23 protein-coding genes, 1 tRNA gene and 1 riboswitch are annotated in these 26,852 nt (G+C 39.7%); of the genes, 5 read left to right on the top strand and 19 right to left on the bottom strand.

Annotated features, from left to right (window positions below; genetic code table 11):
• Window positions 1–197: 197 nt before the first annotated feature.
• The 10 genes from rlmD to PAN07_RS00075 form a co-directional block, all read right to left on the bottom strand.
• The gene (rlmD, locus tag PAN07_RS00120; RefSeq protein ID WP_269796680.1) at window positions 198–1,553 is read right to left on the bottom strand and encodes a 23S rRNA (uracil(1939)-C(5))-methyltransferase RlmD; all 1,356 of its coding nucleotides are present in this window, start codon (window positions 1,551–1,553) and stop codon (window positions 198–200) included.
• A gap of 73 nt (window positions 1,554–1,626) precedes the next feature.
• Window positions 1,627–2,601, bottom strand: coding sequence for a DUF1002 domain-containing protein (locus PAN07_RS00115; protein ID WP_064276194.1), 975 nt, complete (start codon window positions 2,599–2,601; stop codon window positions 1,627–1,629).
• Between the two features lie 73 nt (window positions 2,602–2,674).
• A complete protein-coding gene (gene pmp23, locus PAN07_RS00110; RefSeq protein WP_023940692.1) occupies window positions 2,675–3,289 on the bottom strand; it encodes a cell wall hydrolase Pmp23 in 615 nt (204 codons plus the stop codon).
• Entirely contained in the window at window positions 3,289–4,263 is a 975-nt protein-coding gene (locus PAN07_RS00105; protein WP_064276195.1) for a nucleoid-associated protein, read from the bottom strand. The genes pmp23 and PAN07_RS00105 overlap by 1 nt, the downstream gene beginning before the upstream one ends.
• A 7-nt stretch (window positions 4,264–4,270) precedes the next feature.
• Window positions 4,271–5,527 (bottom strand): serine hydroxymethyltransferase, encoded by a 1,257-nt coding sequence (glyA, locus tag PAN07_RS00100; RefSeq protein ID WP_064276196.1) that lies wholly within the window; start codon window positions 5,525–5,527, stop codon window positions 4,271–4,273.
• Between the two features lie 59 nt (window positions 5,528–5,586).
• The gene (locus PAN07_RS00095) at window positions 5,587–6,018 is read right to left on the bottom strand and encodes a GNAT family N-acetyltransferase (protein WP_064276197.1); all 432 of its coding nucleotides are present in this window, start codon (window positions 6,016–6,018) and stop codon (window positions 5,587–5,589) included.
• 1 nt (window position 6,019) lies between these two features.
• Window positions 6,020–6,622 (bottom strand): L-threonylcarbamoyladenylate synthase, encoded by a 603-nt coding sequence (locus PAN07_RS00090; RefSeq protein ID WP_064276198.1) that lies wholly within the window; start codon window positions 6,620–6,622, stop codon window positions 6,020–6,022.
• Window positions 6,606–7,442 carry a peptide chain release factor N(5)-glutamine methyltransferase gene (gene prmC / locus PAN07_RS00085; protein ID WP_269796679.1) on the bottom strand — a complete coding sequence of 279 codons (837 nt, stop codon included), beginning with the start codon at window positions 7,440–7,442 and terminating at the stop codon, window positions 6,606–6,608. The genes PAN07_RS00090 and prmC overlap by 17 nt, the downstream gene beginning before the upstream one ends.
• Window positions 7,442–8,521, bottom strand: a complete 1,080-nt coding sequence (gene prfA / locus PAN07_RS00080) for a peptide chain release factor 1 (protein WP_061864148.1) — start codon at window positions 8,519–8,521, stop codon at window positions 7,442–7,444. The genes prmC and prfA overlap by 1 nt, the downstream gene beginning before the upstream one ends.
• Entirely contained in the window at window positions 8,518–9,108 is a 591-nt protein-coding gene (locus tag PAN07_RS00075; protein WP_061864149.1) for a thymidine kinase, read from the bottom strand. Before PAN07_RS00075 ends, prfA begins: the two co-directional genes overlap by 4 nt.
• A 123-nt stretch (window positions 9,109–9,231) precedes the next feature.
• Here PAN07_RS00075 and PAN07_RS00070 point away from each other — a divergent pair, with 123 nt between their 5' ends.
• Both PAN07_RS00070 and mnmE read left to right on the top strand, forming a co-directional pair.
• On the top strand, window positions 9,232–9,414 hold the full coding sequence (locus tag PAN07_RS00070) for a 4-oxalocrotonate tautomerase (protein ID WP_001117401.1): 183 nt from the start codon (window positions 9,232–9,234) through the stop codon (window positions 9,412–9,414).
• 137 nt (window positions 9,415–9,551) lie between these two features.
• Window positions 9,552–10,925 (top strand): tRNA uridine-5-carboxymethylaminomethyl(34) synthesis GTPase MnmE, encoded by a 1,374-nt coding sequence (gene mnmE, locus PAN07_RS00065; RefSeq protein ID WP_061864150.1) that lies wholly within the window; start codon window positions 9,552–9,554, stop codon window positions 10,923–10,925.
• A gap of 46 nt (window positions 10,926–10,971) precedes the next feature.
• Here mnmE and dapA read toward each other — a convergent pair whose 3' ends face one another.
• The 4 genes from dapA to PAN07_RS00045 form a co-directional block, all read right to left on the bottom strand.
• Window positions 10,972–11,907: a 4-hydroxy-tetrahydrodipicolinate synthase gene (gene dapA / locus PAN07_RS00060; protein ID WP_061864151.1), complete on the bottom strand. Its 936-nt coding sequence runs from the start codon at window positions 11,905–11,907 to the stop codon at window positions 10,972–10,974.
• Window positions 11,908–11,963: 56 nt separating this feature from the next.
• Window positions 11,964–13,040: an aspartate-semialdehyde dehydrogenase gene (locus PAN07_RS00055; RefSeq protein WP_269796678.1), complete on the bottom strand. Its 1,077-nt coding sequence runs from the start codon at window positions 13,038–13,040 to the stop codon at window positions 11,964–11,966.
• A 380-nt stretch (window positions 13,041–13,420) separates the two neighbouring features.
• Window positions 13,421–13,493, bottom strand: a tRNA-Thr gene (locus PAN07_RS00050).
• 99 nt (window positions 13,494–13,592) lie between these two features.
• Window positions 13,593–14,102, bottom strand: coding sequence for a QueT transporter family protein (locus tag PAN07_RS00045; RefSeq protein WP_020901343.1), 510 nt, complete (start codon window positions 14,100–14,102; stop codon window positions 13,593–13,595).
• Window positions 14,100–14,197, bottom strand: a riboswitch (PreQ1 riboswitch). It overlaps the preceding gene by 3 nt.
• Before the next feature lie 28 nt (window positions 14,198–14,225).
• Here PAN07_RS00045 and PAN07_RS00040 point away from each other — a divergent pair.
• Together PAN07_RS00040 and mscL are read left to right on the top strand one after the other, a co-directional pair.
• Window positions 14,226–14,657 (top strand): GtrA family protein, encoded by a 432-nt coding sequence (locus PAN07_RS00040; protein ID WP_269796677.1) that lies wholly within the window; start codon window positions 14,226–14,228, stop codon window positions 14,655–14,657.
• Between the two features lie 85 nt (window positions 14,658–14,742).
• Entirely contained in the window at window positions 14,743–15,120 is a 378-nt protein-coding gene (mscL, locus tag PAN07_RS00035; RefSeq protein ID WP_049515283.1) for a large conductance mechanosensitive channel protein MscL, read from the top strand.
• A 41-nt stretch (window positions 15,121–15,161) separates the two neighbouring features.
• Here the strand turns inward: mscL and hemH are convergent, their stop codons facing one another.
• On the bottom strand, window positions 15,162–16,256 hold the full coding sequence (hemH, locus tag PAN07_RS00030; protein ID WP_269796676.1) for a ferrochelatase: 1,095 nt from the start codon (window positions 16,254–16,256) through the stop codon (window positions 15,162–15,164).
• A gap of 153 nt (window positions 16,257–16,409) precedes the next feature.
• Here hemH and pepT point away from each other — a divergent pair, with 153 nt between their 5' ends.
• Window positions 16,410–17,633, top strand: a complete 1,224-nt coding sequence (gene pepT / locus PAN07_RS00025; protein ID WP_269796675.1) for a peptidase T — start codon at window positions 16,410–16,412, stop codon at window positions 17,631–17,633.
• Between the two features lie 35 nt (window positions 17,634–17,668).
• Here pepT and PAN07_RS00020 read toward each other — a convergent pair whose 3' ends face one another.
• From PAN07_RS00020 to PAN07_RS00005, 4 genes are all read right to left on the bottom strand, one after another.
• Complete coding sequence (locus PAN07_RS00020) at window positions 17,669–21,262, bottom strand: pneumococcal-type histidine triad protein (RefSeq protein ID WP_269796674.1); 3,594 nt, start codon at window positions 21,260–21,262, stop codon at window positions 17,669–17,671.
• 7 nt (window positions 21,263–21,269) lie between these two features.
• Complete coding sequence (gene adcAII, locus PAN07_RS00015) at window positions 21,270–22,187, bottom strand: zinc-binding lipoprotein AdcAII (protein WP_269796731.1); 918 nt, start codon at window positions 22,185–22,187, stop codon at window positions 21,270–21,272.
• Window positions 22,188–22,416: 229 nt separating this feature from the next.
• On the bottom strand, window positions 22,417–24,933 hold the full coding sequence (locus PAN07_RS00010) for a pneumococcal-type histidine triad protein (protein ID WP_084863503.1): 2,517 nt from the start codon (window positions 24,931–24,933) through the stop codon (window positions 22,417–22,419).
• A 156-nt stretch (window positions 24,934–25,089) separates the two neighbouring features.
• Window positions 25,090–26,852, bottom strand: a 1,763-nt coding sequence (locus PAN07_RS00005) for a pneumococcal-type histidine triad protein (RefSeq protein ID WP_269796673.1), incomplete at its 5' end; no start/stop codon positions are given.

The raw sequence follows: 26,852 nt of genomic DNA, 5'->3' as shown, positions 1-26,852 counted from the left end.
GGGGAACGTTTATTCCCGTTTGCCCCTAGTCTATGGAAACAACTCCGTATCCCCTAGGTTTTATGGAAATAGATTGAGAGCCTATAAGGTTAGCACATGAAGACAGTCACCTTGTATTCTCACTCTGATACTTACCCACCCCAATACAAAAAGCCTTGCAATAAAGGCTTTTGTTTATCCCTTTCGTTCAAAGGTTTCTAGGCTTTTACGAGCAGAGCTACACACTCCACATGGTGCGTTTGCGGAAACAAATCTACCGGATGTACTTTCTTCAATTCATAGCCCAATTCTTGATAGAGTTTGATATCACGCGACATGGTTGCGACATTACATGAGATATAAGCAATACGGTCTGCTCCTGTTTGGCTACTTTCCTTGATAAAGCTTTCGGTTAAGCCCTTGCGTGGAGGATCAACCAAGATAACGGTTGGTTGAATTCCTTCCTTGAGCCAATTCTTCATAGCATTTTCGGCTGTATCACAGACATAGTGGGCGTTTGAAATATTGTTCAGCTGAGCATTCTTTTTGCTATTCTCAACCGCTTCTGGAATCACTTCAACACCATAAACTTCCTTAACATGTTTGGCAACAGAGAGGCCAATCGTCCCGATACCAGAATAGGCATCAATGACCACATCATCTGATTTTAATGCTGCAAAATCAATGGCTGTTTGGTAAAGTTTTTCAGCCATTTCTGTATTAACTTGATAAAAGGCAGGGCCAGCGATTTGGTAGTCATTTCCCAACATTTGGTCGGTAATATAGTCTTGACCATAAAGCGTACGCCATTCCTTGCCAAAAATCGCATTGGTATTTTGGTCGTTGATATTTTGCATAACAGACACAATCTCTTGGAATTGCTTGATTAGTTGTTCAATCAATTGCTCCACTCGGAAAATTTTAGGACGAGTTGTTACCAAAATAACCATAATTTGACCTGAATAGTGTCCGCGACGCACCACAAGGTTTCGAATCAATCCTGATTGTTCCTTTTCATCATAAGGTTTCAAATCATAACGGCGGAGCAAGTCGCGTAGGGCTACTACTACCTCATCAATCACAGGATCTTGAATAAAGAAATCTTCCAGAGGCATGAGGTCGTGGGAATTCTTACGGAAAAATCCAGTTTCTAAGACACCATTCACTCTACGGACAGGTACTTGCGCCTTATTTCGATACTTGACTGGATTTTCCATACCCAAAGTTTCAGCAACCTCTATATCAGTAATTCCAGCAATCTTGTATAGACTGTCTTTGACTTGCTTGGTTTTAAATTTGAGCTGTTCTGGATAGGCAAGATGACCTAAATCCGCGATTCCTGAACGCAGGTAAGCCAAATCTAGGTCTTGATTACGGTGTGGTGATTGGACAAGGTATTCTTCAACCTTCCCAAAACCAATCTTTTTATTAACCTTGAGGACACGCATGAGGATTTTTTCACTTGGTAAAGCATTCTCAACAAAAAATACCAAACCATCCACCTTGGCAACTCCTGCACCTTCATGGGTCAAGTCAACAATTTCAACTTCTACAATATCATTTTTCTTTAACATTCTCTTCTCTTTCTATTGGCCGACAAAAAAGACGGCAACGTTACGGTTACCATCTATTATACCATGAAATTTCTTAAGAACCAAAACTCTTGAAGAAGTTGACAATGGCTTGCCAGAGGGAGCTTAAGAAGTTTCCGCCGTCCTCTAGCGCCTTATCCGCATCAAAGTTAAGGTTGATATTTTTAAAACTGTCGCCAGCTTGTGATACAATGCTTTGTTTAAGATCATTTAAGGTTTTAGTGAAGTCTGCATTGCTGAGGATATCACTCTTTGAGAGATTCAAAGCAAAATTGATGATGATATTGATTTGGTTTCCTGTTATAACCTGATCAAGTTTGTAATTTTTCAATGTATCTTCAACGATTTTGCGGACATCTTCCTCTGTCAGATTTCCCTTACTTTCTTTAGCTTTGGCGAGTCCTGACTTGATATCTGCTAGGGCAACATTTAATTTATTAGCATCATAGCCAGTTTTGTCCTTGTTTTCAGCATTGATATCAGACAAAGCCTTCAACTCTTCTTGAGCCAACTCTTTGTTGGCCTGCGGCACCTTGGCTCCATTAGCTTCAAGTGAATAATAAATCCCTGCTAAGGCACTCTCACCTGTAACTGGAATAGGTGCTGCTACAGTGATTTTGGCGTGTTCCACACCCAAAGTTACGGCCGCATTTCGGTACATATCCTGAGTTACCTTGGTGATGTTTTCAGGTGTTTCAATCTTGACCTCAAGTGGCGATTTGTCACCTAGCTTTTGAATCTTGGCTGATGAATACAATTGTAAGCTAGAGTCATTGGCCACATTCATAATCTTAGAATAGACATCAGGTGTCATGGTCTTGAGTTCTTTGGTGTCTGTTGAGGCATTGTAGCCTAGTTTTTTAAGGGTTTGATTTTTTTGATCTTCAGACAATGATGAACCTAGGACATATTCAGGTTGAACATAGGTTTCATCGATGACTTTTTGAACATCAGTTGCTGCATGGGCGCTATTCATAGCTGTTACTGCCCACAAGACCGCAGCACTGGTTAGAAAGAGTTTCTTTCTCATAGGGATTTTCCTCCTTTACCTTTCTAGAGTAATATATCTATCTTAAAGAAAACTTATAACAAAAACACCTGGACTAGCCAGATGTCGAAAAGAGAGTGAAACATTTGATGATGTAAAGGTTGAGTTGCACCTGTCTAGAATAGTAATAGTTTCCTCCATTTACATAGAGTTCGGCCCCATGAAAAATGGAAATGGGGTGAATATAACTATAAGTCTTTCCAGTGGTATTACCAAGCAAGGGAGCAACAGTATCACGAGAGTACTGTTTGGCCAGAGCCAAGGTGTTTTCCTTGCCATTTTGGGCGATAAAATCGATATAGGCAGGTCCAAAATTATAGGCTTGAACAGCTGTCCAGACATCAACACCTTTCTTCTGAGCCAGATAGAGGTTGTCTGTCAGAGTTTGAACGCCTTGCCGAATGCTAGAGGCATTATCATTGATGGTGTTGGTGGAACCACTTGCAGACTCACTAGACTGCATAACATCGCCTTCTTTTCCTTTTGTTTCAGTATAAATCATAGCGAGCACAAGCTCTTCGTTTGCTGGGGTGTCTTTTTCACTCAAGATTTCTCGCACCATGGGTTGATAGGTCATGACTTGCTTGACATCTTGGTGAACACGGTAAGCTTTATAGCCAGCAAAAAGGAAGACTGCTAGTACAAGCACTCTTCGAATTCGTTTAAACATTATTTACTTTGGATATCCTCGATATTTTTGATTAAGATAGAGTAAGTTCCATTGTCATTTTGGATAAACTCAACAGACTCGGCGTCTTGATAGACGTTATTGGGAACGATGAGCTCAATTCCATTTGACAAGGAAAGTTTTTGATTTTCAAATTTTTTAAGCTGACGACTGGCATCAATTTCATCAAATTGAACAGGCTCTGGTACAGCTTCCTTTACTTGATCAATAAAGCTCAAACGAGCCGTCAGATTATTGTCAAAAAGGTCGTTGGCCAATTTTTCAGGTGACAACTCATTGCTTTCTTCTAGGTTGTTGAAAATTGCTGATTTGACCTTGGATTGAAATTGAAAATCATCTGTGTTAAAAGTTTCAGCAATTTTCTGAGCCGTTTTTTCTAGTTCTTTGATAGATTTCTTGGGTGAAATCTTAGGGGCAACGGCAAGAAGATTATCTGAAAAATAGTTCAAAAAAGTCCCGTTGTACTTGATTCGTTTTTCAATCAGGTGATACTTTCGACTTTGAAGATTGACAACCAAGGCCTCATCAGCTCCTGTTCCAAATCCAGGCAGGTTATTCTGAGTCAGCTTGATTGGATTATCAACTTCTCCACCAAGGTGAGTCAAGGTCTCCCGCAGGGCAATTCGCAAGAAAGCGAAATGTTCTACACCTTCTTTAGAAAATTGCACAAAAATCAAGTCATTGGTCTTAAGATTTTCTGAAATGCTGAACTCCTCTTTCCAGAGATTAGCCAGTGTCACTGATGTCTCCAACAAATCGTCTGTAATATGATTGAAGAAGGGATTTTCTTCCTCGAAAATCCCAGTCTTGGCTTCATCTGAATACACACGTTCAATTTTTTTACGAAGGTATTCTTCGATTTTTGGAGTAATATTGAGAAACTTATCCGCTAGGAACAGTTCGGTATCATCCGGACTGAACTGATGAATAATAGCTTTCTTAATATAAATGTCCATAAAAGTTTTAGTCCTCGTATAATGGGAAGGCATCTGTCAATTCTTTGACTGAACTTCTCACTTCTTCTAAGACAGCTTCATTTTCTGCATTCTTAAGGGTTTTAATAATAAGTTCAGCCACTTTGCGACTTTCTTCTTCACCAAATCCACGTGCAGTAATGGCTGCTGCTCCGATACGAATACCACTTGTCTTGAATGGTGACAAGCTTTCGTAAGGGATTGAGTTTTTATTTAGGGTGATATTGACCTCATCCAGCAAGTTTTGAGCAACTTTTCCGTTTTCTACAACCTTAGTTACATCCACTAGGAAGAGGTGGTTTTCAGTCCCGCCAGAAATAATACGGAAATCAGAGTCTTGCAAGAAGACATCTGCCATAGCCTTGCTGTTCTTGATAACATTAGTAGCATATTCCTTGAAGGCTGGATCCAAAACTTCTTTGAAAGAAACAGCCTTAGCCGCCACAACATGCTCCAAAGGACCGCCCTGAATACCTGGGAAAATAGCTGAATTGATTTTCTTAGCAAGTTCTTCGTCATTAGTCAAAATCAAACCACCACGTGGTCCACGAAGGGTTTTGTGGGTCGTTGTTGTAGTGATATGAGCGTATGGCACTGGGCTTGGGTGGAGACCAGCAGCAACCAAACCAGCGATATGAGCCATGTCCACCATGAGCTTAGCTCCAACAGCATCAGCAATTTCGCGGAATTTTGAGAAATCGATAATTTGAGAATAGGCTGAAGCACCTGCTACGATCAATTTTGGTTTTACTTCTTGGGCTTGTTTCAAGATAGCATCAAAATCCAAGAGTTCCGTTTCAGGGTCCACACTATAAGAAACAAAGTTGTAGGTTTGACCAGAGAAGCTAACAGGAGCCCCATGGGTCAAGTGACCACCTGCTGCCAAATCCATTCCCATAACCGTATCACCTGGTTCAATCAAAGCCATGTAAGCCGCACAGTTGGCTTGACTTCCTGAGTGTGGTTGGACATTGGCAAATTTAGCACCGAAAATTTCTTTTGCGCGTTCAATGGCTAGAGTCTCTACCACGTCTACCACATCAGTTCCACCATAATAACGGCGTCCTGGGTAACCTTCGGCATATTTATTCGTCAAGATAGACCCTTGAGCTGCCATAACAGCCTTGGAAACAACGTTTTCCGAAGCAATCAATTCAATGTTATTTTGTTGGCGTTCTTCTTCTTTGGCAATAGCATTCCAGAGATCAGCATCATATGCTTTAAAATCGTCTTTGTCAAAAATCATAGGTCTTCTCCTTTATAGTGTGACTGGTCCTTTAGTTTGTTTTACAATAAGAAAATAAACTAAAAGATGCGAATAAATCGTTTCTGCACTTTATCACAAGTATAACCAACTTTTTCATAAAATACATGAGCACCCAGACGATGATCGGCAGAGTTTAAGCGGATAAACCCATAACCACGTCTTTTTGCTTCTTCTTCCAACCCTTGTAATAAGCTTTTACCAATACCTTGCCCTTGTGCTTGAGGTGAAACTGCTAAAGCTAAAATATTAAATCCTGCTTTAGAATAAAGTGATTCATAGACCTCAGCGTGGACATATCCACGTAAGACATGACTAGCTGCATCCTCATAGCCAAGAAGGAAATGATGGGAATCCTGAGATAGTCTAGCTAATTGACCAGCCGTTTCCTCTTGACTAAAAGAATAGTCCAAAACTTCTTGGTTAATGTCACATATAGCTTTCACATCAGTTTCTCTTAAGTCTCTTAGCATCTCATTCCTCCTCAAAAGAAATCTCTGGCAACTGAGCAAGAATATCATCTCGCTTAATCGCCCCTTGGCGTAAGATTTTCACCTTGTCTCCAGACAAATCCAAAATAGTTGAATCCTGTCCAGTTAGAAAAGAATCGTCTTCCAAACCCAGAACCTCTTGGTCAAAATCCTCTAGAATTTGAGTAAAGGTCACTCCACTTGCCTGACCTGAAATATTGGCAGACGGCCCAATCAAGGGACCTGTCTCTCGAATCAAATCAAGGGTAATGGGATGACTCGGCATCCGAAATCCAACAGTTGCAAGACCAGAATTGACCCAATAGGGAACTCGGTCATTAGCTTCGAGAATAATGGTTAAGGGACCTGGTAAAAAGGTCTCTACAAGTTTTTGTAGATAAGTTGACTGATTCTTAGAAAAGTGCAAGATGTCCTCTAGAGAGGCAATATTGAGATTGAGTGCCTTGTCTCTGGGACGACGTTTGAGTTGGTAAACATGGTCAACTGCTTTTTCATCTAAGGCCTTAGCAAAAAGACCGTAAACAGTCTCCGTAGGTAAAACGACCGCTCCACCCTTTTCCAACTCTTGTCTAATCCTGTCCATCATCAACCACAACCATCCTATCTTGACCAAATTGGTCCTTGAGTGTTCGTACTCGTTTTTCAGGAAGATGTTTCCTAAAAAGTTCAGGAACACTTTGACCTTGCTTGTAACCAATTTCAAGGTAAATCTTACCACCATCTTTGAGATAGTCTGTTGCATCTTCCGCAATTCTACGGTAAATAGCTAGGCCATCCTCGTCTGCAAAGAGGGCTAGATGAGGCTCTGAATGCAAAACATTCAAACCTACCTCTGACTCATCTTCACGAGAGATATAGGGTGGATTGGATACAATTATATCATATTTTTCAGAAATTTCTGCAAAACAATCAGATTTTTTAAAAAATATATTAATTTTTTGATTTTTAGCATTTTCGCTAGCTATTTCTAAAGCCTCTTGAGAAATATCCGCTGCTGTCACTGACCAAGCCGGTCTGTTTTTTGCTAAGGCGAGAGCAATAGCTCCACTACCTGTACCTATATCCAAAATTGATAGATTCATCTCAGGATTTTCAGCCAAGATAAGCTCCACCAACTCCTCTGTCTCTGGACGAGGAATCAAAACCCGCTCATCAACTGTTAACTGCATACCAAAGAAATCTGCCTGTCCGATGATATACTGTGCCGGTTTATGAGCTACTAACTGTTGGAAAATTCCTTTTACAAATACTTCTTCCTCTTCCGTCACTTCCTGCTGAAGAGCAAAAACAAAGTCAGTAAAAGAAAGATTTTTCAGGCTACGATAGACAAAAGAGAGGCTTTCAGCTTCCTCTCCTTGTCTTATCAATTCTTCTTCAAAATCTGAAAATAATTGAGCTAATTTCATTATTTGTTTAATTCTTCTAATTTTTGTGTTTGGTCATAAAGAACCAAGGCATCCACAACTTCGTCCAATTTACCAGATAAAATCGTATCTAGTTTTTGGAGGGTTAGGCCGATACGGTGGTCTGTGACACGGTTTTGTGGGAAGTTATAAGTACGAATCCGTTCTGAACGGTCACCAGTACCGATTGTCGACTTACGCTCAGCGTCTTGTTCATCCTGAGCAATTTGTGCAAAGTGGTCAGCAACACGCGCACGGATGATTTTCATGGCCTTCTCACGGTTTTTCTGCTGGGTACGTTCTTCCTGCATCTCAACCTTGATATTGGTTGGCAAGTGAACAATACGAACGGCAGTCGCAACCTTATTGACGTTCTGTCCACCAGCACCAGAGGCGTGATAGATATCAACACGAAGATCTTTTGGATCAAGATCGTATTCAACTTCTTCCACTTCAGGCATAACAAGCACTGTCGCTGTCGAAGTATGAACACGGCCTTGACTCTCTGTTACAGGGACACGTTGCACACGGTGGGCACCTGATTCATACTTGAGTTTAGAGTATACAGATTGACCCGAAACCATAGCAACCACTTCTTTGAAACCACCAACACCGTTCATAGAAGCTTCCATAACTTCAAAGCGCCATCCTTGAGCTTCCGCATACTTTTGGTACATAGTTAAAAGGTCTCCAGCGAAAAGTGCTGCTTCATCACCACCAGCTGCTCCACGGATTTCTAGGATGATATTCTTGTCATCGTTTGGATCTTTAGGAAGGAGCAAGATTTTCAGTTTTTCTTCGTATTCTTCTTTTTCAGCCTTGGCATCTTTGAGTTCTTGCTTGGCCATTTCTTCCAAGTCAGCGTCTCCACCTGATTCCTTAATCATCTCTTCAGCATCAACGATGTTTTGCAGGACTTGTTTGTACTCACGGTAGGCTGTTACTGTATCACGAGTTGAAGCCTCTTCTTTTGAAAGCTCCATAAAACGTTTGGTGTCTGAAACGACATCAGGGTCACTGAGCAATTCTCCTAATTCTTCATAACGGTCTTCTACAGCTTGTAGTTGATCATAGATGTTCATTTTTCTTCATTCTCCTTATTGATTTCAGGTGCGAAATAATGTTTACGGCAAACCGAGATATAGGTTTCATTGCCACCAATCTGAATCTGCTCACCATCATAAACGGGCAGTCCATCCTGTGTACGCAAAACCATAGTCGCCTTTTTCTTACAATACTGACAAATGGTCTTGATTTCGTCAATCTTGTCTGCTAAGAGCAAGAGATACTTGGAACCTTCGAACAGTTCATTGCGAAAGTCATTTTTCAAACCAAAGGCCATGACGGGTATGTCTAGCTCGTCCACAACACGAGCTAGGTCGTAAACATGGTGACGTTTGAGAAACTGAGCCTCATCAACCAATACACAGTAAGGGTTTTCTGGTAGGTCTCGGATATAGCCAAAGATATCCGTCGTTTCCTCAATCGCAATGGCAGGGCGTTTCATGCCAATTCGACTCGACACATAACCAACACCGTCACGAGTATCCAGAGCCGAGGTCATAATCACAACACCTTTTCCTTGCTCCTCATAGTTATAGGCCACCTTGAGAATCTCAATCGTCTTACCAGAGTTCATGGTCCCATAACGATAATACAACTGTGCCATGTTTCTTGCTTCACGTCCATTTCTAAATTTTTGCTACATTCTAGTATATCATAATTTTCTTAAGCTTTAAACGGCAAAATGTGGTAAAATAGAAGAAATCAAAAACTAGTGGAGGAAGCTATTATGCCATTTGTACGCATCGATTTATTTGAAGGACGCACGCTCGAACAAAAGAAAGCTCTTGCTAAGGAAGTAACGGAAGCTGTTGTCCGTAATACTGGGGCCCCTCAATCAGCTGTTCATGTCATCATCAATGACATGCCAGAAGGAACTTACTTCCCTCAAGGTGAAATGCGCACCAAATAAGCTAGCTTAAGCAGAATTGCTTAGGCTTTTTCAATCTCCAAGTAGCATCCATTGAAGAAATAGTTCAAATTTGTTACAATTTGAAAAGAGACTTGGAGAATTTTCCAAGAAAAGAGCTATTTATTAAAGGAAACATTATGATTACACGTGAATTTGATACCATCGCTGCTATATCTACTCCACTAGGTGAAGGAGCTATCGGTATTGTCCGCCTGAGCGGTACAGAAAGTTTTGCTATTGCACAAAAGATTTTTAAAGGAAAAGACTTGAGTCAGGTTGCTAGCCATACCCTTAACTACGGTCACATCGTTGACCCTCAGACAGGAAAAGTCATGGACGAGGTTATGGTTGGAGCTATGAAGTCTCCAAAGACCTTCACTCGTGAGGATATTATCGAGATTAACACTCACGGTGGGATTGCGGTGACCAATGAGATTCTCCAGCTAGCTATCCGTGAAGGAGCTCGGCTGGCAGAACCTGGTGAATTTACCAAACGTGCTTTTTTAAACGGTCGCGTAGATTTGACACAGGCCGAGGCAGTGATGGATATCATCCGCGCCAAGACAGACAAGGCCATGAACATTGCGGTCAAACAACTTGATGGTTCCCTTTCTGATCTTATCAATAATACCCGTCAAGAAATCCTCAATACACTTGCCCAAGTCGAGGTCAATATTGATTATCCTGAGTACGACGATGTTGAGGAAGCCACTACTGCTGTTGTCCGTGAGAAGACTATGGAATTTGAGCAATTGCTAACTAATCTCCTTAGGACAGCCCGTCGCGGCAAAATCCTCCGTGAGGGAATTTCAACAGCTATCATCGGACGCCCCAACGTTGGGAAATCAAGCCTTCTCAACAACCTCTTGCGTGAGGACAAGGCTATCGTCACAGATATTGCTGGTACGACACGTGATGTCATTGAAGAATACGTCAACATCAACGGTGTTCCCCTAAAATTGATTGACACAGCTGGTATTCGTGAAACGGATGATATCGTCGAACAAATTGGAGTTGAGCGTTCGAAAAAAGCCCTTAAGGAAGCCGACTTAGTTCTACTAGTGCTAAATGCCAGTGAACCACTGACTGCCCAAGACCGACAACTTCTTGAGATTAGCCAAGATACAAACCGTATTATTCTTCTTAATAAAACCGACCTGCCTGAAGCGATTGAAACTTCGGAACTACCTGAAGACGTCATCCGCATTTCAGTCCTTAAAAACCAAAACATCGATAAGATTGAAGAGAGAATCAACAACCTCTTCTTTGAAAATGCTGGTTTGGTTGAGCAAGATGCCACTTACTTGTCAAATGCCCGTCATATTTCCTTGATTGAAAAAGCAGTTGAAAGCCTACAAGCTGTTAATGAAGGGCTGGAACTAGGGATGCCAGTTGACTTGCTTCAAGTTGACTTGACTCGTACTTGGGAAAACCTCGGAGAAATCACAGGTGATGCTGCTCCTGATGAACTCATCACCCAACTCTTTAGCCAATTCTGTTTAGGAAAATAAGAAAAATCCATGATCGTTCTTGCGGTCATGGATTTTATTGTCTTTATTAGTAATCTGGTCTTAAGACCCCTGTTACAGTTGCCTTAGTTGCTTCGTAGTCGCCATCTACGACAACCTTGATAATACGTTTGGCATCTTCTTCTGGTGCTGGAACAAGAGGTAGACGAGTTGGACCAGCTTCAAATCCCATATAGTTGAGAACAGCCTTGACAGGAGCAGGACTTGGATATGAGAAGAGGGCATTAACCTTAGGAATGAATTTACGTTGAATAGCTGCGGCTTTCTTCATATCGCTTTCTGCAATGGCAGTAAACATCTTGTGCATCTCATCCCCATTTGTATGAGAGGCAACAGAAATAACCCCATCCGCACCAAGGTTCATGGCATGGAAAGCATCTCCATCTTCACCTGTATAAATCAAGAACTCTTCTGGCTTATGCTCAATCAAGTAAGCCATATTAGCCAAGCTGGTACATTCTTTAACACCAATGATATTTGGATGGTCAGCCAAACGAAGCATGGTTTCTGGAGTTAATTCGACAACCACACGCCCTGGAATGTTATAAATGATAATAGGTAAGTCAGAAGCGTCTGCAATAGCTTTAAAGTGCTGATACATTCCTTCTTGAGAAGGTTTGTTGTAGTAAGGAACAATAGCAAGCCCTGCTGCGAAACCACCAAATTCTGCTACTTCTTTGACAAACTCAATAGAGTCACGCGTATCATTGGTACCCACACCCGCAATCAAAGGAACACGCCCATTGACAACTTTCTGTACAGCTGCAAACAGTTCCAACTCTTCATCGTGGGTCAAGGTTGGACTCTCAGCAGTGGTCCCTGCGAGAAGAATTCCATCCGTATGATGAGCCAATAAATGTTCAATCAAGGCTGGAATAGCATCGAAGTTGATGGAACCATCTTCATGGAAGGGAGTAATAAAGGCTGTGATGATTTTACACTCTTTTAAATCTTGATAAGACATGAGAAACACCTCTCTATTTCAAAGAAGGAGTTCATCTGAACTCCTAAACGATATGACTATTTTAATTCAAATTTAAATTCGGCAGTTGGACGAACCAAGTCACGTTCATGAAGAGTTTCAGCAATCTGAACTGAGTTCCAAGCAGCACCTTTGAGCAGGTTATCAGAAACAACCCACATGTGGATTCCTTTTTCAGCATCCAAGTCTTTACGGATACGACCAACAAATGTATCACGAGAACCCACTGCATTAATGGCTTGAGGATAAATTTGATGAGACACATCATCTTCAAGAACAGCACCTGGGAAGGCTGCGATAGCTGCTTTTACTTCTTCAATTGGAGCCACTTCTTTTGTTTCGATGTAAACAGACTCAGAGTGAGCTGACAAGACTGGAATACGCACACATGTTGCAGATACTGCAATGCTATCATCTTCCATGATTTTCTTAGTTTCCTTAGTCATCTTCATCTCTTCGTAAGTGTAATCATTGTCAGTGAAGACATCGATTTGTGGAAGAGCATTAAAAGCGATAGGATAATGTTTCTTGTCACCACCTGAAGGCAAGATTTCGGCATGTAAATCACGTGGGGTTACACCATCATTCAAGACTTCACGAAGTTCACGTTGTGTCTCAAGAATTGCTCCCATACCAGCACCTGAAACTGCTTGGTAAGTTGAAACAATGATACGGTCCAAGCCCCATTTTTGGCGAACTGGCTCAAGAGCCACCATCATTTGAATTGTTGAACAGTTAGGGCAGGCAATGATACCGTTGTGGGCATCAAGTGCATGAGCATTGACCTCTGGAACAACCAAAGGAACATCTGGATTTTGACGGAAGTAAGATGTATTATCTACTACTACCGCTCCAGCTTTAACTGCGTATGGTGCATATTTAGCTGATGTAGAACCACCTGCTGAAAAGAGAGCAATATCAACTCCTTCAAAAGCTGTTTCGGTCGTTTCTTCAATCGTAATATCTTGATCTTTAAATTTCAAAGTCTTGCCTGCTGAACGTGCAGAAGCAAGGTAACGAATTTTATCGATTGGAAGTGTTGATTCTTCCAACATTTTTATCATCTGAGCTCCGACAGCACCTGTCGCGCCGACTACAGCAACTGTATATCCCATAAATAACCTCTTTCGGAATTTTCTAAAAATTTCTATAATAGATGTATTATACTACTTTTTCCATGAATTGCAAAGCTTTTTCATCATTTTTTGGAAAATAAAAATCCCCAGTCGCTAGACTAGGGACTAAGAGGCATCTTCATGTGATGAGCAGGTTCACACAACTCATCAAGGTCCGCTCCTGCGTTATGACCTCCTTATGCTCAATAGTAGTCCGAAGACTACCTATCGACTCATCGCGTCTATTATATTACTAGAAATAAGTGGTTTTGTCAATAAGAAATTTTTGCAGGATGACTTTTATTATACAAAAGTCAGAATTTTTTCTCGCGAGCATAAGAAAAAAACTCTTGTGCTCAAGAGTTTCCCTGTAAATATCATGCTAATTGCCGGGATTGAACCGGCGACCTCATCCTTACCATGGATGCGCTCTGCCAACTGAGCTAAATCAGCTTACTTAAGAAGTATACTATAGTTAGAAAAACTTGTCAAGTTTCCTTAGAAATTTTCCATAAGAAAAAACCAGGTAAGAGCTACCTAGCTTATCTTCTTCTATTTGCTTAAATCAATTCGACGACCAATTTTTCCAATGATAATCGCACCAATAATTAATGAGGCAAATTCACCAATCCCTGTTGTAAACCAAGTAAGGAAAAATGGTAATTGCGCTACGATATTCAACTCGGCAGCGATAGTAAACATAGAAATTGAAAAGAGGATTGAGAAGAAGAAATGATCTTTTCGAATCAATCCGTTAAAAAGATAATCCTTGCTGTATTTTGCAAAAAGCCAAACACCTAGACTGAGGAATACTAAGGTTGATCCACCACCAACAAAGACATCTAGCATTCCGAAGCTAAAGAAATTGGCAATCATACAACCGATAGTAACACCGATAATGTACTTTGGATTGTAAAAAGCCATAAAGTTCATCATTTCTGAAATGCGGAACTGATAAGCACCGTAGCTAATGGCATTTAGAGGCGGTGTGACAGTCAAAACGACATAGATTGCAGCAACGATTGCGATATCTGCTACGTCACGAATAGTTAATTTTTTCATCTTTTCTCCTTTGGCGGGTTGTCCGCGTAAAATATGCTTGGTGAAAGAAGTTAAGCACCAAGGGTTGCTTGAATCAACCTTACTAGTATAGCACAATAGCCTGCTTTATGCTATACTAAAAGCATGAAAAAACGCATTCAAAGTCTCTTCGTGAATGAGCTCTTAGCCTATCTTTTTTTTGGAATAGCAACTACTCTTGTCTCCATTCTATCTAGATTAGTCATTTATCAATTAACCCATAGAGAACTCCTTGCTACTGCCTTAGCAAATATTATCGGTATCCTATTTGCTTTTATCACCAATGATACAATTGTCTTTAAGCAAGCTAGAGAGAATTGGTCAATTCGTTTAGTAAAATTTACTATAGCACGTCTTTCTACTTTTCTTTTAGACTTGTTTTTGACTTTTCTCTTTGTAACTCAGTTTCCTAATATTATCGGGCAATTTGTAAAATATAATATTAATAAGGTAATTGGCATTGAAACAGTTATTGCACAATTCTTAATAATTATCCTCAATTACATTTTTAGTAAGGTATTTATTTTTAAAAAATAAGAAAAATTTTAAACATATAGCTTGCAAGAACTTCTTAATTAATATATAATTAAGTGTAAAAATTTTTTAAAAGGAAATTATGAAAATGTTAAAAGATCTTAAAGCATTTTTGCTTCGTGGTAATGTTGTTGACCTTGCTGTCGGTGTGATCATTGCCTCTGCTTTTGGTGCAATCGTTACTTCACTTGTTAACGATATCATCACTCCACTTATTTTGAATCCAGCCTTGGAAGCTGCGAAAGTACAAAACATCGCTGAGCTTGCTTGGAATGGTGTTACATATGGTAAATTCTTGAGTGCTGTTATCAACTTCCTAGTTATCGGTACTGTTCTCTTCTTCGTTATCAAAGGTATTGAAAAAGCTCAAAGCCTTACTAAGAAAGAAGAAGCTGAAGAAGCTCCAGCTGGTCCAACTGAGTTGGAAGTACTTCAGGAAATCAAAGCTCTTCTTGAGAAAAAATAATCAATTAAAAGGATCTAGCGCAATGCTAAATCCTTTTTTCTTTACTCTTTCGGTAACTTGCCTGCTTTTTCAAGCATTTTCTTAATAAGATAAGGCATCTTAACATTTTCCCGACCTTTTTTCTCAATCAGTTTTTTCACAAATTCCGGCATTTGTAAATCTTCAGATTCGGCCAAAATATTTTTAGTCTCATCTGAAGGAACTAACTCATCAAAGGTTTCTTCTTCTGGGAGAAATTCCTTAAATTCTTGATGTTCATTGGCTCTGACTGTATTGACCAAGGCATCAATCAAACGAGAATCTGTATTTGGCATTGGTGGACGATGATAGTTCACCCCAAATTCCTGACACAAGTCATAACATTCCACATCGTTGTCAAACAAGACTTCAATATGCTCGCTGATGAAGCTGATAGGAACAAAAATATAATGGTCTGGATGTTCTTTCTGTTCTCTGAGATACTCTAAAACATCTGGTTTAATCCATGGAATCCCGATATCACTTTCACTTTGCCAAGTATTAGTATATTGCTCAGAACTCAAACCTAGTTTTTCAGCGACTAGCTTGCTATTTTCGAAAATTTGGTCGATATAGGGGTCACCAAAATCCAAGGCAAAAATGGGTACACTATGGGCTGAAAAGATGACTTTAAATCTATCCTGCTTTACTTCTTCTTTTAAAATCTTAGCAATTTCATCAGCCCAATAGTTTAAGAGCGCTTCTTCTTGATACCAATCCTTAATAACCAAAAATTGAATTTGTTTGCTTTCTAAAAATTTCTCGTATCCCATGACAGAATAAAAAGAATAATGGGGCTCCAAAATCAAGCAAATACACTGCTCGATTCCATCTTCTTCCATCTGACCAATCACATCTGGAATAAAAGGTTTGGAAAATTTATTGGCAAAATAGACACTATACTCATTCCCCAGTCTAGCTTCTACTAAGGCAACTTCTTCACGGGTAATTCTTTGCAGAGGCGTACCTCCAATACGTACATAATTATCATAGAGTGTTTGAATCTCGTGGTCTTGAGGTCTCACTCCACGACGAATATTTGTGAAAAAATCAGCCACACCTTCAAAGGTAATCTCTTCTGGCGAACCGAAAGTCATCATTAAAATTGCTTTTTTCATAATTGCTTCCTTGTGATGTTTTTATCAAGTTTATTTTATCATTAATTCGTTGATAAGTAAACGCTAACACAAAGAATTTCCCTAACTTCTGTCTTTTGTTTTTCTTTTCTTTATATGATACAATGGAAAAAATGAATTCAAAAGGAGTTTTTTATGACTTACCCCAATCTCTTGGACCGCTTCTTAACCTACGTTAAGGTCAACACGCGCTCTGATGAACACTCTACTACTACTCCAAGTACGCAGAGTCAGGTTGACTTCGCGACAAATGTCCTAATTCCTGAAATGAAACGTGTTGGATTACAAAATGTTTATTATCTACCAAATGGTTTTGCAATTGGAACCTTGCCAGCCAACGATCCATCGTTAACACGTAAGATTGGCTTCATCTCCCACATGGATACTGCTGATTTTAATGCCGAAGGAGTCAATCCACAGGTAATTGAAAACTACGATGGTGGTGTGATTGAACTAGGGAATTCTGGTTTCAAATTAGATCCGGCTGACTTCAAGAGTCTTGAAAAATATCCAGGACAAACACTCATCACAACCGATGGAACAACCTTGCTAGGTGCTGATGACAAGTCAGGAATTGCTGAGATTATGACAGCCATTGAATATCTAACTGCCCATCCTGAAATCAAGCACTGTGAAATTCGTGTTGGTTTTGGACCAGATGAGGAAATCGGTGTTGGTGCTAATAAATTTGATGCAGAAGATTTTGATGTTGATTTTGCCTACACAGTTGATGGTGGCCCACTAGGCGAACTTCAGTACGAGACATTCTCAGCAGCTGGAGCTGAATTGCATTTCCAAGGGCGCAATGTCCACCCTGGTACTGCCAAAGGGCAAATGGTCAACGCCCTTCAGCTAGCAATTGATTTTCATAATCAACTTCCAGAGAATGACCGACCTGAGTTAACGGATGGCTACCAAGGCTTCTACCATCTAATGGATGTGACAGGTAGTGTCGAGGAGGCGCGTGCAAGCTACATCATACGTGATTTTGAAAAAGATGCCTTTGAAGCGCGTAAAGCAGCTATGCAGTCAATCGCTGATAAGATGAATCAAGAACTTGATAGCGACCGTGTCACCCTAAACTTGACAGACCAGTACTACAATATGAAAGAAGTCATTGAAAAAGACATGACTCCAGTTACCATTGCCAAAGCAGTGATGGAAGATTTGGGTATCACTCCTATTATCGAACCAATTCGTGGAGGGACAGACGGCTCTAAGATTTCCTTTATGGGAATCCCAACTCCTAATATCTTTGCAGGAGGAGAAAATATGCACGGACGTTTTGAATACGTCAGCCTTCAGACCATGGAACGTGCAGTTGATACCATCATTGGTATCGTCGCTTATAGAGACTAAAAAGACGAGGTAGCTCAGCTACTTCGCCTTTCTTTTTAGTCTGCTGGTTTTTCTTGATTTCCAGTACTTGTTGTAGATTCTGTTGTTTCCTTTTCTGAAGCTGATTCAGCAGGTTTAGAGTCTGTTGTATTGCTTGCTTTGTTTTCGTCGCTAGCAGTTTCACTGTTAGATTCTGCAACTACGTTTGGTCGGTTCTCAGCACTGGTCTTATCACCATTTGCTTCGGCATTTGTTGCTGGAGTTGCTTCTTCACTTGCGCTTGATTTTGACTTGATTTCTTGATTCAAGACTAAAATAGCTTTTGTCAATTCAAGTAAAGCGGCTTTATCTTTACTCTTAGCAGAAAGTTGGTCTAGTAATGCATCCACCTTATCAAAGTCTGCATCAGAACCCTTATTGTTTTCTAAGTATGTGTGAAGCGACATAAGAATATCGTAGAGTTTTTGATAGAGTACAAGTGTCTGAGGATCTTGCTCAGCATTTTCCTTCTCTTGTTGGAGGGCGCTAGCGATACGAGTCAAGACATCTTTTATCTGACTGTTTACTTCATCCAAGTCTGCATCAGCCTTGTTTGTGGCAGCTTTGAGATTTTCTACTTCTTCTGCCAAGGATTGTCTGATTCCTTCTTCTTGGATTTGTTCCAAGAGTTGATGTGCCTTGCTCAAGAGGCTTTCTACCTCTTCCTTGCTAACATGATTGACATGTTCTTCAGGCATAAAGTCTCCGTACAATTCTTTCAAGAAGCCATAAATAGCTGTCTTCGCAGTTTGGTTATCTACTTTTTCAGTATCTAGAACTGTTTTCGTTGATTTCGCAGTAGTTGGTTGAGCTTTCAAAGCTTCTTCCACTTCTTGTTTTGCCTGATAGATGTTTGGGAATAATTTGTTCAATTCTGCTGCCTTAAGGAAGGATTGAGATTGATACAAGGTCCAAGTCAACTGAGCTACTTTGTTTCGAAGTTTATCACTCAAACGACCGTCATTTACGTGTTCGTAGAAATACTTGATGTATTCTACAGTTGTAACACCTGTTCGATCATTAAAGTCCTGCAAAGCTTGAAGTTGTGATTCAACCGCTGCTAAACCAGCCTCATCTTTAGCTAACTTAGCTTCTTGGAGTCGAACGAGTAGGTCTTTCTTAGGAAGACCATAAGAGTCTGTATCTAGTGTATTGATTTTATCAATCAAGGCTTGGTATTTCTTATCTAGAGTGCTTGTTTCAACAGGTTTGACACTTTCATCAATATGGATATATTGCTTATCAAAGAGATCAAGTGTCGCAAGATAACCTGCTGTAGAGTTAGTTGCCAGTTTCTTCATGTTCTCAGTAAACTGACCTAAGGCTAACTCAATCTGTCTTTGTTCGATAGGCTTGTCTTTGTAGATGCTTCTGCTATCAGCTAGAAGTTGATCTACTTTTGCCAAAACTGCCTTCTCATCAAAAGCTCCAGGTTGATAGTTAGATTGTAGGGCTGGAATCTTGTTTTTCAACGCTACTTCATAGCCCTTAGTTTGAACTTTGATGTAGTGATTGTGGTCACCATGAGGAATCACAAAACTACCATTTTCTACCTGTAAGCTATAAGGAGACACACCATCACGTAAGGCAGTCGTATAAAGTTCATTTAGGAAATCAAGTTCTGGATTTCCAGTTTGGAGCGGAATTCGAACGTGTTCCCTACGAACAGCATAGGGATGGATATGAGTTGGATCGTAGGCTTGGTCAGGATTTCCAAAGACAAAGAATCCATTTGAAATTCTAATAGCTTCAAGTGGAACTCCATAGGTCTTAGAAATATAAGCAATTTTTTCTTCATCGCTAGCATCTCTTGAGAAAGACTCTACCGTTTTAGCAAGAGGTTTTACAGGCTCTGCATCATGATGTGTTTTCAAATGATCCTGCGCTGCCTTAATTTGTTCAGCTGTCAAATCTTTCTTGAAGAAGTAATGATTGTGATCACCGTGACTCATAACAAAGCCTTGCTCATCCTCACTAATGACACGATTGGCATCAAATCCGTGATCATGGTCTTCATCATGTTTGTGGCCATGATTATCGTTATCGTGTTCATCATCATGGGCTGGGCTAGGTATTACTGTCGTTTTACCTCTCAAATGATCCTGTGCGGCCTTAATTTGGTCAGCTGTCAAATCTTTCTTGAAGAAGTAATGATTATGGTCTCCGTGAGTCATGACAAAGCCTGCCGCATCTTCACTGATGACACGATTGGCATCAAAACCGTGATCATGGTCTTCATCATGTTTGTGGCCATGATTATCGTTATCGTGTTCATCATCATGGGCTGGACTCGGTACTGATGGTTTTTTACCTTTCAGATGATCTTGAGCGGCCTTAATTTGGTCTGCTGTCAAATCTTTCTTAAAGAAATAATGATTGTGATCACCATGGGTCATGATAAAGCCTTGATCATCCTCACTGATGACACGATTGGCATCAAAACCATGATCATGGTCTTCATCATGATGAGCGTCATGTCCATGTTCTTCATGCTTAGGGGCCTGACTTCCATGGTCACCGTCTTTCTCATGATGATGGTTTTGCTGAGTAGGTTTTTCTGCTGGTTTGCTTGGATTCTCCAATGGTGTTGGTTTCACACTGTCACTAGTTAGAGGAATCATTCTCGCAATCTTTTCTTCTAATGCAGAAAGCTTTGCATAGGGAATGAAATGATAGTGATTTCCATGAGGAATCGCTACACCACTCGGTGTCCTGCTTAAAATCTTAGCAGGATCAAAAGTCAAACCATCCGATTCAGCATATCGTTGAGTACTTGGAAGAGCATAGAGCTGCTGTAATAGACTTTGAAGACTCTCGGCTTTATTACTTGGTATTTCAGCCTGTTGAATAGGCTTGGTAGTTTGACCAGTCCCATTTGTACTTGGACGATAGTCAGTCACACTCGCTTGTTTTCTAGTTCCAGAGAGATAGGCTTGTGCTGCAGCCAATTCACTAGCAGACAAGGAACTCTTTGGAATGTAGTGGTAATGTCCTCCGTGAGGGACGATATAAGCATCACCAGTATCCTCTATAATATCAGATGCATTAAAGATGTAGCCATCATCAGTAGTATAGCGACCTTGAGATTGAGCAAGCGCCACTGCACTATTAGATGTTGGTGCATCGTGAGTATGACCTTGTTTTTGGCGTTCAATTTCGTCCTTCGAACGAACGTTATCCGCATGTGCCACATCCTTAAGGTAAACATAATACTTACCATCTACCTTGATAATGTAACCACCTTTGACTTCGTTGACAATATCAGCGTCTTTAAGTTGATAATTGGCATCTTTCATCAAAAGTTCTTCACTGAAAATCGCATCAAAAGGAACTTTCCCATTATAATAATGGAAATGATCACCGTGTGAAGTCACATAACCTTGATCGGTGATTTTCACAACAATTTGTTCAGCCTGGATATCTTCTTTTTTGCTAACTTGCTCTGGTGTTTGTGTCTCTGTTTTTTGAGTGTCTTGTTTCCCATCGACATAAGATACACGATTCGTATCTTTATTCTCTCCTGTCTGATGTTGATTCAATGCATAAATACAAAGACTTAAAGAAAGGACGACAGCTGCACCAGCAGCAAGTTTCTTCTTATTTATTTTCATAATCTCCTCATTTCAATTCTTCTGCTAAAATACTCATATTGTCTTCTAGGTTTTCTAGATAAGTCTTATCATTTTGTGGGTCTGCCTCTAAAGGATTCAGAGTTTTAAGCCCCACACCTGTTGATTTGACAAGAGTTTCAGCTACTTTTGAAGAAGCGTTACTTTCTGTAAAAATCGTTTTAACCTTATAGGTTTTTACAAATTCCTGAATTTCTGTTAGTTGTCGTGGACTTGGTTCTTGTTCAGGAGAGATGCCTGCAATACCAAGTTGATTAAGTCCAAATCTCTTCGCTAGATAAGAAAAGGCCGTATGTTGTGTTACAAAGGTTTTCTGAGTCGCTTTTTCAAATTTAGGCTGGAATTTCTTAGTCAATTCTTGAGCTTTTTTGATAAAGGCTTGCGCATTTTTTTGATAAGTTTCTTTGTGTTCACTATCAACCTCTGAAAGTTTATCAGCTATAATTTGGGCTTCTTCGCCAGCTTTTTCAGGATCTAGCCAAGTGTGAGGATCATAAAGCGTTTTTTCATCAACACCATCACCTGCTTCCACATCTTCTAGACCAGGGACACGATCCAATGTCATTCCTTCTGAAGCCTCTAAAACTTTAACTTTGGATTTTTTTAGATTGGGATCCAGACTTCCTGCCCAAGATTCAAGTGTATGCGAATGGTAAACAAAGACATCTGCATCATAGATGGCTGCGATATCATTTGCTGAAGGTTCAAAGGAGTGAATTCCGCTACTTGACTGAATCATTCGAACATCATTCAAGTCACCAGATACTTCCTTAACCATGGCATAGATAGGGTAAAAACTGGTCACGATTTTCATCCCTTTACCTGACTGGCTTTCCTTTTGGCCACAAGCAGCTAATACCAGAGCCAATACACTGCTCATCAATACTAAAATCGTCCTCTTTTTCACCATAACTCCTTAACTAGTGTTTAACCATTTAATTAACTAGTAAATAGTTTATCTTTTTTTATTTAATAAGTCAAGATTTTTAATCGTCAAAAATAAAATCACTGCTTAGGACTCTTTGATTCATTTTTTTAAGACAGTAAACCCCAGCTTTTTTAACAAAGAAAAGGACATTATTCTATCAAAAATAGAACAATATCCTTTCGAATAGATTATAACTAATAAAAATCTTTTAAGGTTTTATTTGTTTTAGTGTCTTAATGTCATACATCACTAATTCACCGTTTTTATTGTAAAATTGAACCCCTTCTGGTTGAAAGATTAGAAACTTAGGATCAATTTGAGCAATTTTCGCTAACTTTTCTATATGTTCATTTAAAGTTACTTTATCTAACCCATAGTTTGGTAAATCATCGTCATTTTCTTCTTTGGAATTTTCTTTATTTTCTGAAGGAATTCCGTTTGTTGTACCAGTCTCATTCACCCCTATATTTTTCTTCGGTTGCTCTTCATTTTTATCTACAGCAGTCTTATTCTTATCACTATTTTCAGTATTGTTTGAATCAGGTTTTAATTCTTCATTAGGATGTGTAGTCGTTTCAGTTTTGGAGTCTTTTTCTTTCATTCTTTTGGCAATTAAGTCTTGAGCTTGTTTCCACTCTACTTCTGATAAGTCGGATTTAGTGATACTTCTCAATGAACCACCTCCAGCTCTTGGAATACTAAATGATTTGTCTTCCCATACAAAAGTTTCTTTTGCCAATACATCTTTCGGATCAAAAATATAACCATCTGGAGTTGCAAATCGACCTTCTGCAAGAGCTTTCTGAACTTCTTCAGCAGAATGGATAATTTGCCAATTCTGCATTCCAGTGCGTTTTTCAATAGGAGTCACATTAGCGATAACGGAACCTGAGTCCTCGTGACCCGGCTTAGACCAAACTTCAGGACGAACCTCAGGGTGTTGCATGACATATTTAATAGTCGCAATTTGATCAGGCTCTAACCATGAGTAAGGCACAACGTGAATATGATCAATGTGTGGAATAATGAATGAACTTCCAGTATCATAGGTAGTATTCGCTGCATGCATCGGCAAACTTGAGACATCTACAGCCAATCTTGGTTTGATCCCTGTGTCCACAATATCATAGCGATAATGATCTCGATCCTTAAGCATGAGTTCTTGTTCAGAAAAAGCAATTTGAGTAAGATCAAGTTCATCTCGAGAGTAGAAGTATTCTTTTCCGTTTTCTTTAAGAACATAGCCTACTTTACCATCTTTAGTCACTTTACCAGTCACTTTTTTTGAATCAAATTTTGGTTTTTCTTTGTTATCCATATTCTCTGAAGGAATAACACTCTCATTAGGTTGGCCTTTTTCCTTCATCCACTTGCTAACTTCATCTAGTTCAAATTGTTCTAACTCTCCAAATCCCACATAATGGAAATGATTTCGATGTCTCGCTATAATGCCTGATTTATCAACTGAATAGATAGAATCTTTACTGAATACATATCCATCACTAGTGTCATATGGTTTGCCATCCAAACCCTTACCATAAGCCTTAATTGAATTTCCTAAAAATGTATGCTCAACTGTACTGTTTGTTGGCTTTTGAGTATTTACTGGCCTGTTGTTTCCGTTATTTTGTCCTTTTACTGAAATCATTCTCGCAATCTTCTGCTCTAAATCAGACATTTGAGAATAAGGGATAAAATGATAATGGTCTCCGTGAGGCACTGCAACACCATTTGCAGTTTTTCTTGTAATCTGCGCCGGATCAAAGACAAGCCCATCTGATTCCACATGTCGTTGACTGAGTGGCAAGGCATAAAGTTGTTTCAAGAGACTAGATACATCTTCACTCGGACTTTCTTGATAGCTATTATCCACTTGTGGGCTAACACTTGGAGCCCATCTTCTGGTATTTGTCTCAACATTGCTTTGATTTGTTTGTCCATATGAACTACTATTCGATGCCTCTGATGAGCTACTGTTAGAAGAATTTGTAGACGGACGATAGCCAACTGAGCTTGTTTGACTACCTTTTCCAGCTAGGAAGGCTCGAGCAGCGGCTAATTCACTGGCAGACAAGTCACTCTTAGGAATATAATGGAAGTGATTACCATGAGGAACGATATAGGCATCGCCCGTATCTTCTATAATATCAGATGCATTAAAGATATAACCATCATCTGTTGTATAACGACCCTGAGCTCTGGCAGCGACTACCTCTTTATCGCTAGAACCACCTCCGTGATTACTACCGTGTTCCTGCTTCTGACGAGTAATTTCTTCTTTTGAGCGAACATTATCAGCATGGGCCGCATCTTTAAGGTAAACATAGTATTTCCCGTCTACCTTAATCACATAGCCACCCTTGATCTCATTGACAATGTCTGAATCCTTCAACTGATAATTCGGATCTTTCATCAGCAGTTCTTCACTAATGATAGCATCATAAGGAACCTTGCCATTATAGTAATGATAATGGTCTCCATGAGAAGTCACATAACCTTGATCCGTAATTTTGATAACAATTTGCTCGGCATTGATACCTTCTTTTTTACTGACTTCATCAGGTGTCAAAGTCTCTGCCTTTTGGCTTGGTTGGTTGCCATCGATGTAAGAAACACGGTTATTTTCTTTTACAGTTTGGGCTTGATGCAAACCTAGTTCATAAGCACAGACACTTAAAAAAAGTGCAGCTGCTGACCCAGCTAGATATTTTTTATTGATTTTCATTCTTTCCTCTTTTCTTAACTCTATTTGATTCACCATAAATGATAAACTGGTTAATTAACTAGTTAATAGTTTACTCTTTTTAGTACTGCTTGTCAAGAATTTTTCGTATATACATAATTAAAAATGAAAGCCTCTTATCGAGACTCCCATTTTTAATTAGTTTGTTTTTTCCTTATTTACAGGTGAAGGATTACTCCCTTTTAACAACGCAAGTAATTTTTCTGCTTCTGCCATAATGCCATTATTATCCATGGTTTGGAGACTCAAATTATTTCGTAAACCAGCTAGACTCTCTGCCACATTGTCTTTCAAACTAGCATCGGTTACTGTATCAAGTAGAGCTTCTACTTCTTTGAGTTTGGCTTCTACTTTTTCAGTCTCTACTTGAGGAACTTTAGCCTCATCTGTAGTATCTTCAGCTTCTTCCTCTGTCTCTTCCGTATCAGTGCTTGGTTTATAAAGATTATCTGCTGAAGGATTTAAACCTGCGTGATTCTCTTTTTCATCAGATTCAGGGCGAGTTGTCTCACTTACTTCATCATGTTTCTTATCTTCATCAGTTTTACTGTCTTCTGGCTTATTTTTACGAACATGGTCACTGGCATTTCCCCAACCATTATCTGAGTGCGGACGTTCGCTTGGATGTTCTACATAGTATTTTACAGTCGCAAAGAGAGCCTCTAAACTATAGCCTTTAGGTGCCTCATAAAGTCCTTCGTCAAACCACCCAAATTTAATGTTATGGTAATGGTCGTAATGAGGTATAATTAAGCTACCATTTTTAACTTCAACAGTATGTTGTAAATTGTAAGGAATTTGATCAAGTGGAACCTTCTTAGCAGCCTTAACTTTATTATAGATTGCTTCTACTCCTTTAACCTCAGTATCTCCTGAACCCTGATTCTCTGTTGAAGGAGGTGTCAAACCTTTCTCTTTAGCATAAGCCTGGGCTGCTACTCTTTCAGCTTCAGACAAGCTCTCTTTCTTAATCCAATGACTATGGGTCATATGCGGAGTTACATAAGCATCTCCCTCATCACTGGTAATATCACGAATGTCAAAGATATACCCATCTTCTGTTGTATACTTACCTGCTAATTTCGCTAATTTAATTTCAACATCTGTATAAGCAATTTGAGAATTTGGTTTTCCAAGACGTTCAGGATGGGTAATTGGTGCTAGAAAAGCAAGGATATCATCAACTAACTTGACTTTATCACTTGACTCATCATTGAGACGTTCCAATAGTCTATCCAAAGCGTCAAAATCAGCTTGGCGCCCTTTATTGGAAATCAAATCTTGATGAACTGTTGCTAGTAAATCATAAATTTTGTTGTAAAATTTTTGATCCGCAGATGCAAGATTGGTTTTCTTAGCTCCTAACTCATGAGACAAACTTTCTTGTTTGGCAAGTTTATCATCAATGGCTGCAACAGTTTCTGCTGAAAGTTCCTTGTCAGAGATATAACGCGAAGTTCCATTCTCTTCAAAGACATAACCATCAACCACCTTTCGAATCGCCTGTTTTACCAATTTTCCATCAATTGGATTGCTTGGAGCTGGTTGAGGATTTGGTACAGGTTGTGGACTTGGTATTGGGGTAAGCTCTGGAGCAGGAATTGGTTTTGGAAGGCTTGGAGTCGGAATCGGTTTTAATTCTTTACCACCTGCAGTTGTATGATTTCCTTGATAATTTTCAGAAATCATTCTTGCAATCTTCTGCTCTAAATCAGACATTTGAGAATAAGGGATAAAGTGATAATGGTCTCCGTGGGGGACTGCAACACCATTCGCAGTTTTTCTTGTAATCTGCGCCGGATCAAAGACAAGCCCATCTGATTCCACATGTCGTTGACTGAGTGGCAAGGCATAAAGTTGTTTCAAGAGACTAGATACATCTTCACTCGGACTTTCTTGAT

Source organism: Streptococcus sp. SM5 (assembly GCF_027497975.1).
The sequence above is the reverse complement of the archived record's forward strand: the minus strand, read 5'-3'. Positions and strand labels throughout refer to the sequence as shown.

What these genes read in the sequence shown, in the direction of transcription:
- PAN07_RS00070 (WP_001117401.1), top strand. Translation starts at nt 9,232, where the DNA reads ATGCCATTTGTACGCATCGATTTATTTGAAGGACGCACGCTCGAACAA.
- PAN07_RS00045 (WP_020901343.1), bottom strand. Translation starts at nt 14,102, where the DNA reads ATGAAAAAATTAACTATTCGTGACGTAGCAGATATCGCAATCGTTGCT.
- PAN07_RS00040 (WP_269796677.1), top strand. Translation starts at nt 14,226, where the DNA reads ATGAAAAAACGCATTCAAAGTCTCTTCGTGAATGAGCTCTTAGCCTAT.
- prmC (WP_269796679.1), bottom strand. Translation starts at nt 7,442, where the DNA reads ATGAAATTAGCTCAATTATTTTCAGATTTTGAAGAAGAATTGATAAGA.
- PAN07_RS00010 (WP_084863503.1), bottom strand. Translation starts at nt 24,933, where the DNA reads ATGAAAATCAATAAAAAATATCTAGCTGGGTCAGCAGCTGCACTTTTT.
- glyA (WP_064276196.1), bottom strand. Translation starts at nt 5,527, where the DNA reads ATGATTTTTGACAAAGACGATTTTAAAGCATATGATGCTGATCTCTGG.
- pmp23 (WP_023940692.1), bottom strand. Translation starts at nt 3,289, where the DNA reads ATGTTTAAACGAATTCGAAGAGTGCTTGTACTAGCAGTCTTCCTTTTT.
- pepT (WP_269796675.1), top strand. Translation starts at nt 16,410, where the DNA reads ATGACTTACCCCAATCTCTTGGACCGCTTCTTAACCTACGTTAAGGTC.
- PAN07_RS00115 (WP_064276194.1), bottom strand. Translation starts at nt 2,601, where the DNA reads ATGAGAAAGAAACTCTTTCTAACCAGTGCTGCGGTCTTGTGGGCAGTA.
- prfA (WP_061864148.1), bottom strand. Translation starts at nt 8,521, where the DNA reads ATGAACATCTATGATCAACTACAAGCTGTAGAAGACCGTTATGAAGAA.
- dapA (WP_061864151.1), bottom strand. Translation starts at nt 11,907, where the DNA reads ATGTCTTATCAAGATTTAAAAGAGTGTAAAATCATCACAGCCTTTATT.
- PAN07_RS00105 (WP_064276195.1), bottom strand. Translation starts at nt 4,263, where the DNA reads ATGGACATTTATATTAAGAAAGCTATTATTCATCAGTTCAGTCCGGAT.
- PAN07_RS00095 (WP_064276197.1), bottom strand. Translation starts at nt 6,018, where the DNA reads ATGCTAAGAGACTTAAGAGAAACTGATGTGAAAGCTATATGTGACATT.
- PAN07_RS00055 (WP_269796678.1), bottom strand. Translation starts at nt 13,040, where the DNA reads ATGGGATATACAGTTGCTGTAGTCGGCGCGACAGGTGCTGTCGGAGCT.
- PAN07_RS00090 (WP_064276198.1), bottom strand. Translation starts at nt 6,622, where the DNA reads ATGATGGACAGGATTAGACAAGAGTTGGAAAAGGGTGGAGCGGTCGTT.
- mscL (WP_049515283.1), top strand. Translation starts at nt 14,743, where the DNA reads ATGTTAAAAGATCTTAAAGCATTTTTGCTTCGTGGTAATGTTGTTGAC.
- mnmE (WP_061864150.1), top strand. Translation starts at nt 9,552, where the DNA reads ATGATTACACGTGAATTTGATACCATCGCTGCTATATCTACTCCACTA.
- hemH (WP_269796676.1), bottom strand. Translation starts at nt 16,256, where the DNA reads ATGAAAAAAGCAATTTTAATGATGACTTTCGGTTCGCCAGAAGAGATT.
- PAN07_RS00020 (WP_269796674.1), bottom strand. Translation starts at nt 21,262, where the DNA reads ATGAAAATAAATAAGAAGAAACTTGCTGCTGGTGCAGCTGTCGTCCTT.
- rlmD (WP_269796680.1), bottom strand. Translation starts at nt 1,553, where the DNA reads ATGTTAAAGAAAAATGATATTGTAGAAGTTGAAATTGTTGACTTGACC.
- PAN07_RS00075 (WP_061864149.1), bottom strand. Translation starts at nt 9,108, where the DNA reads ATGGCACAGTTGTATTATCGTTATGGGACCATGAACTCTGGTAAGACG.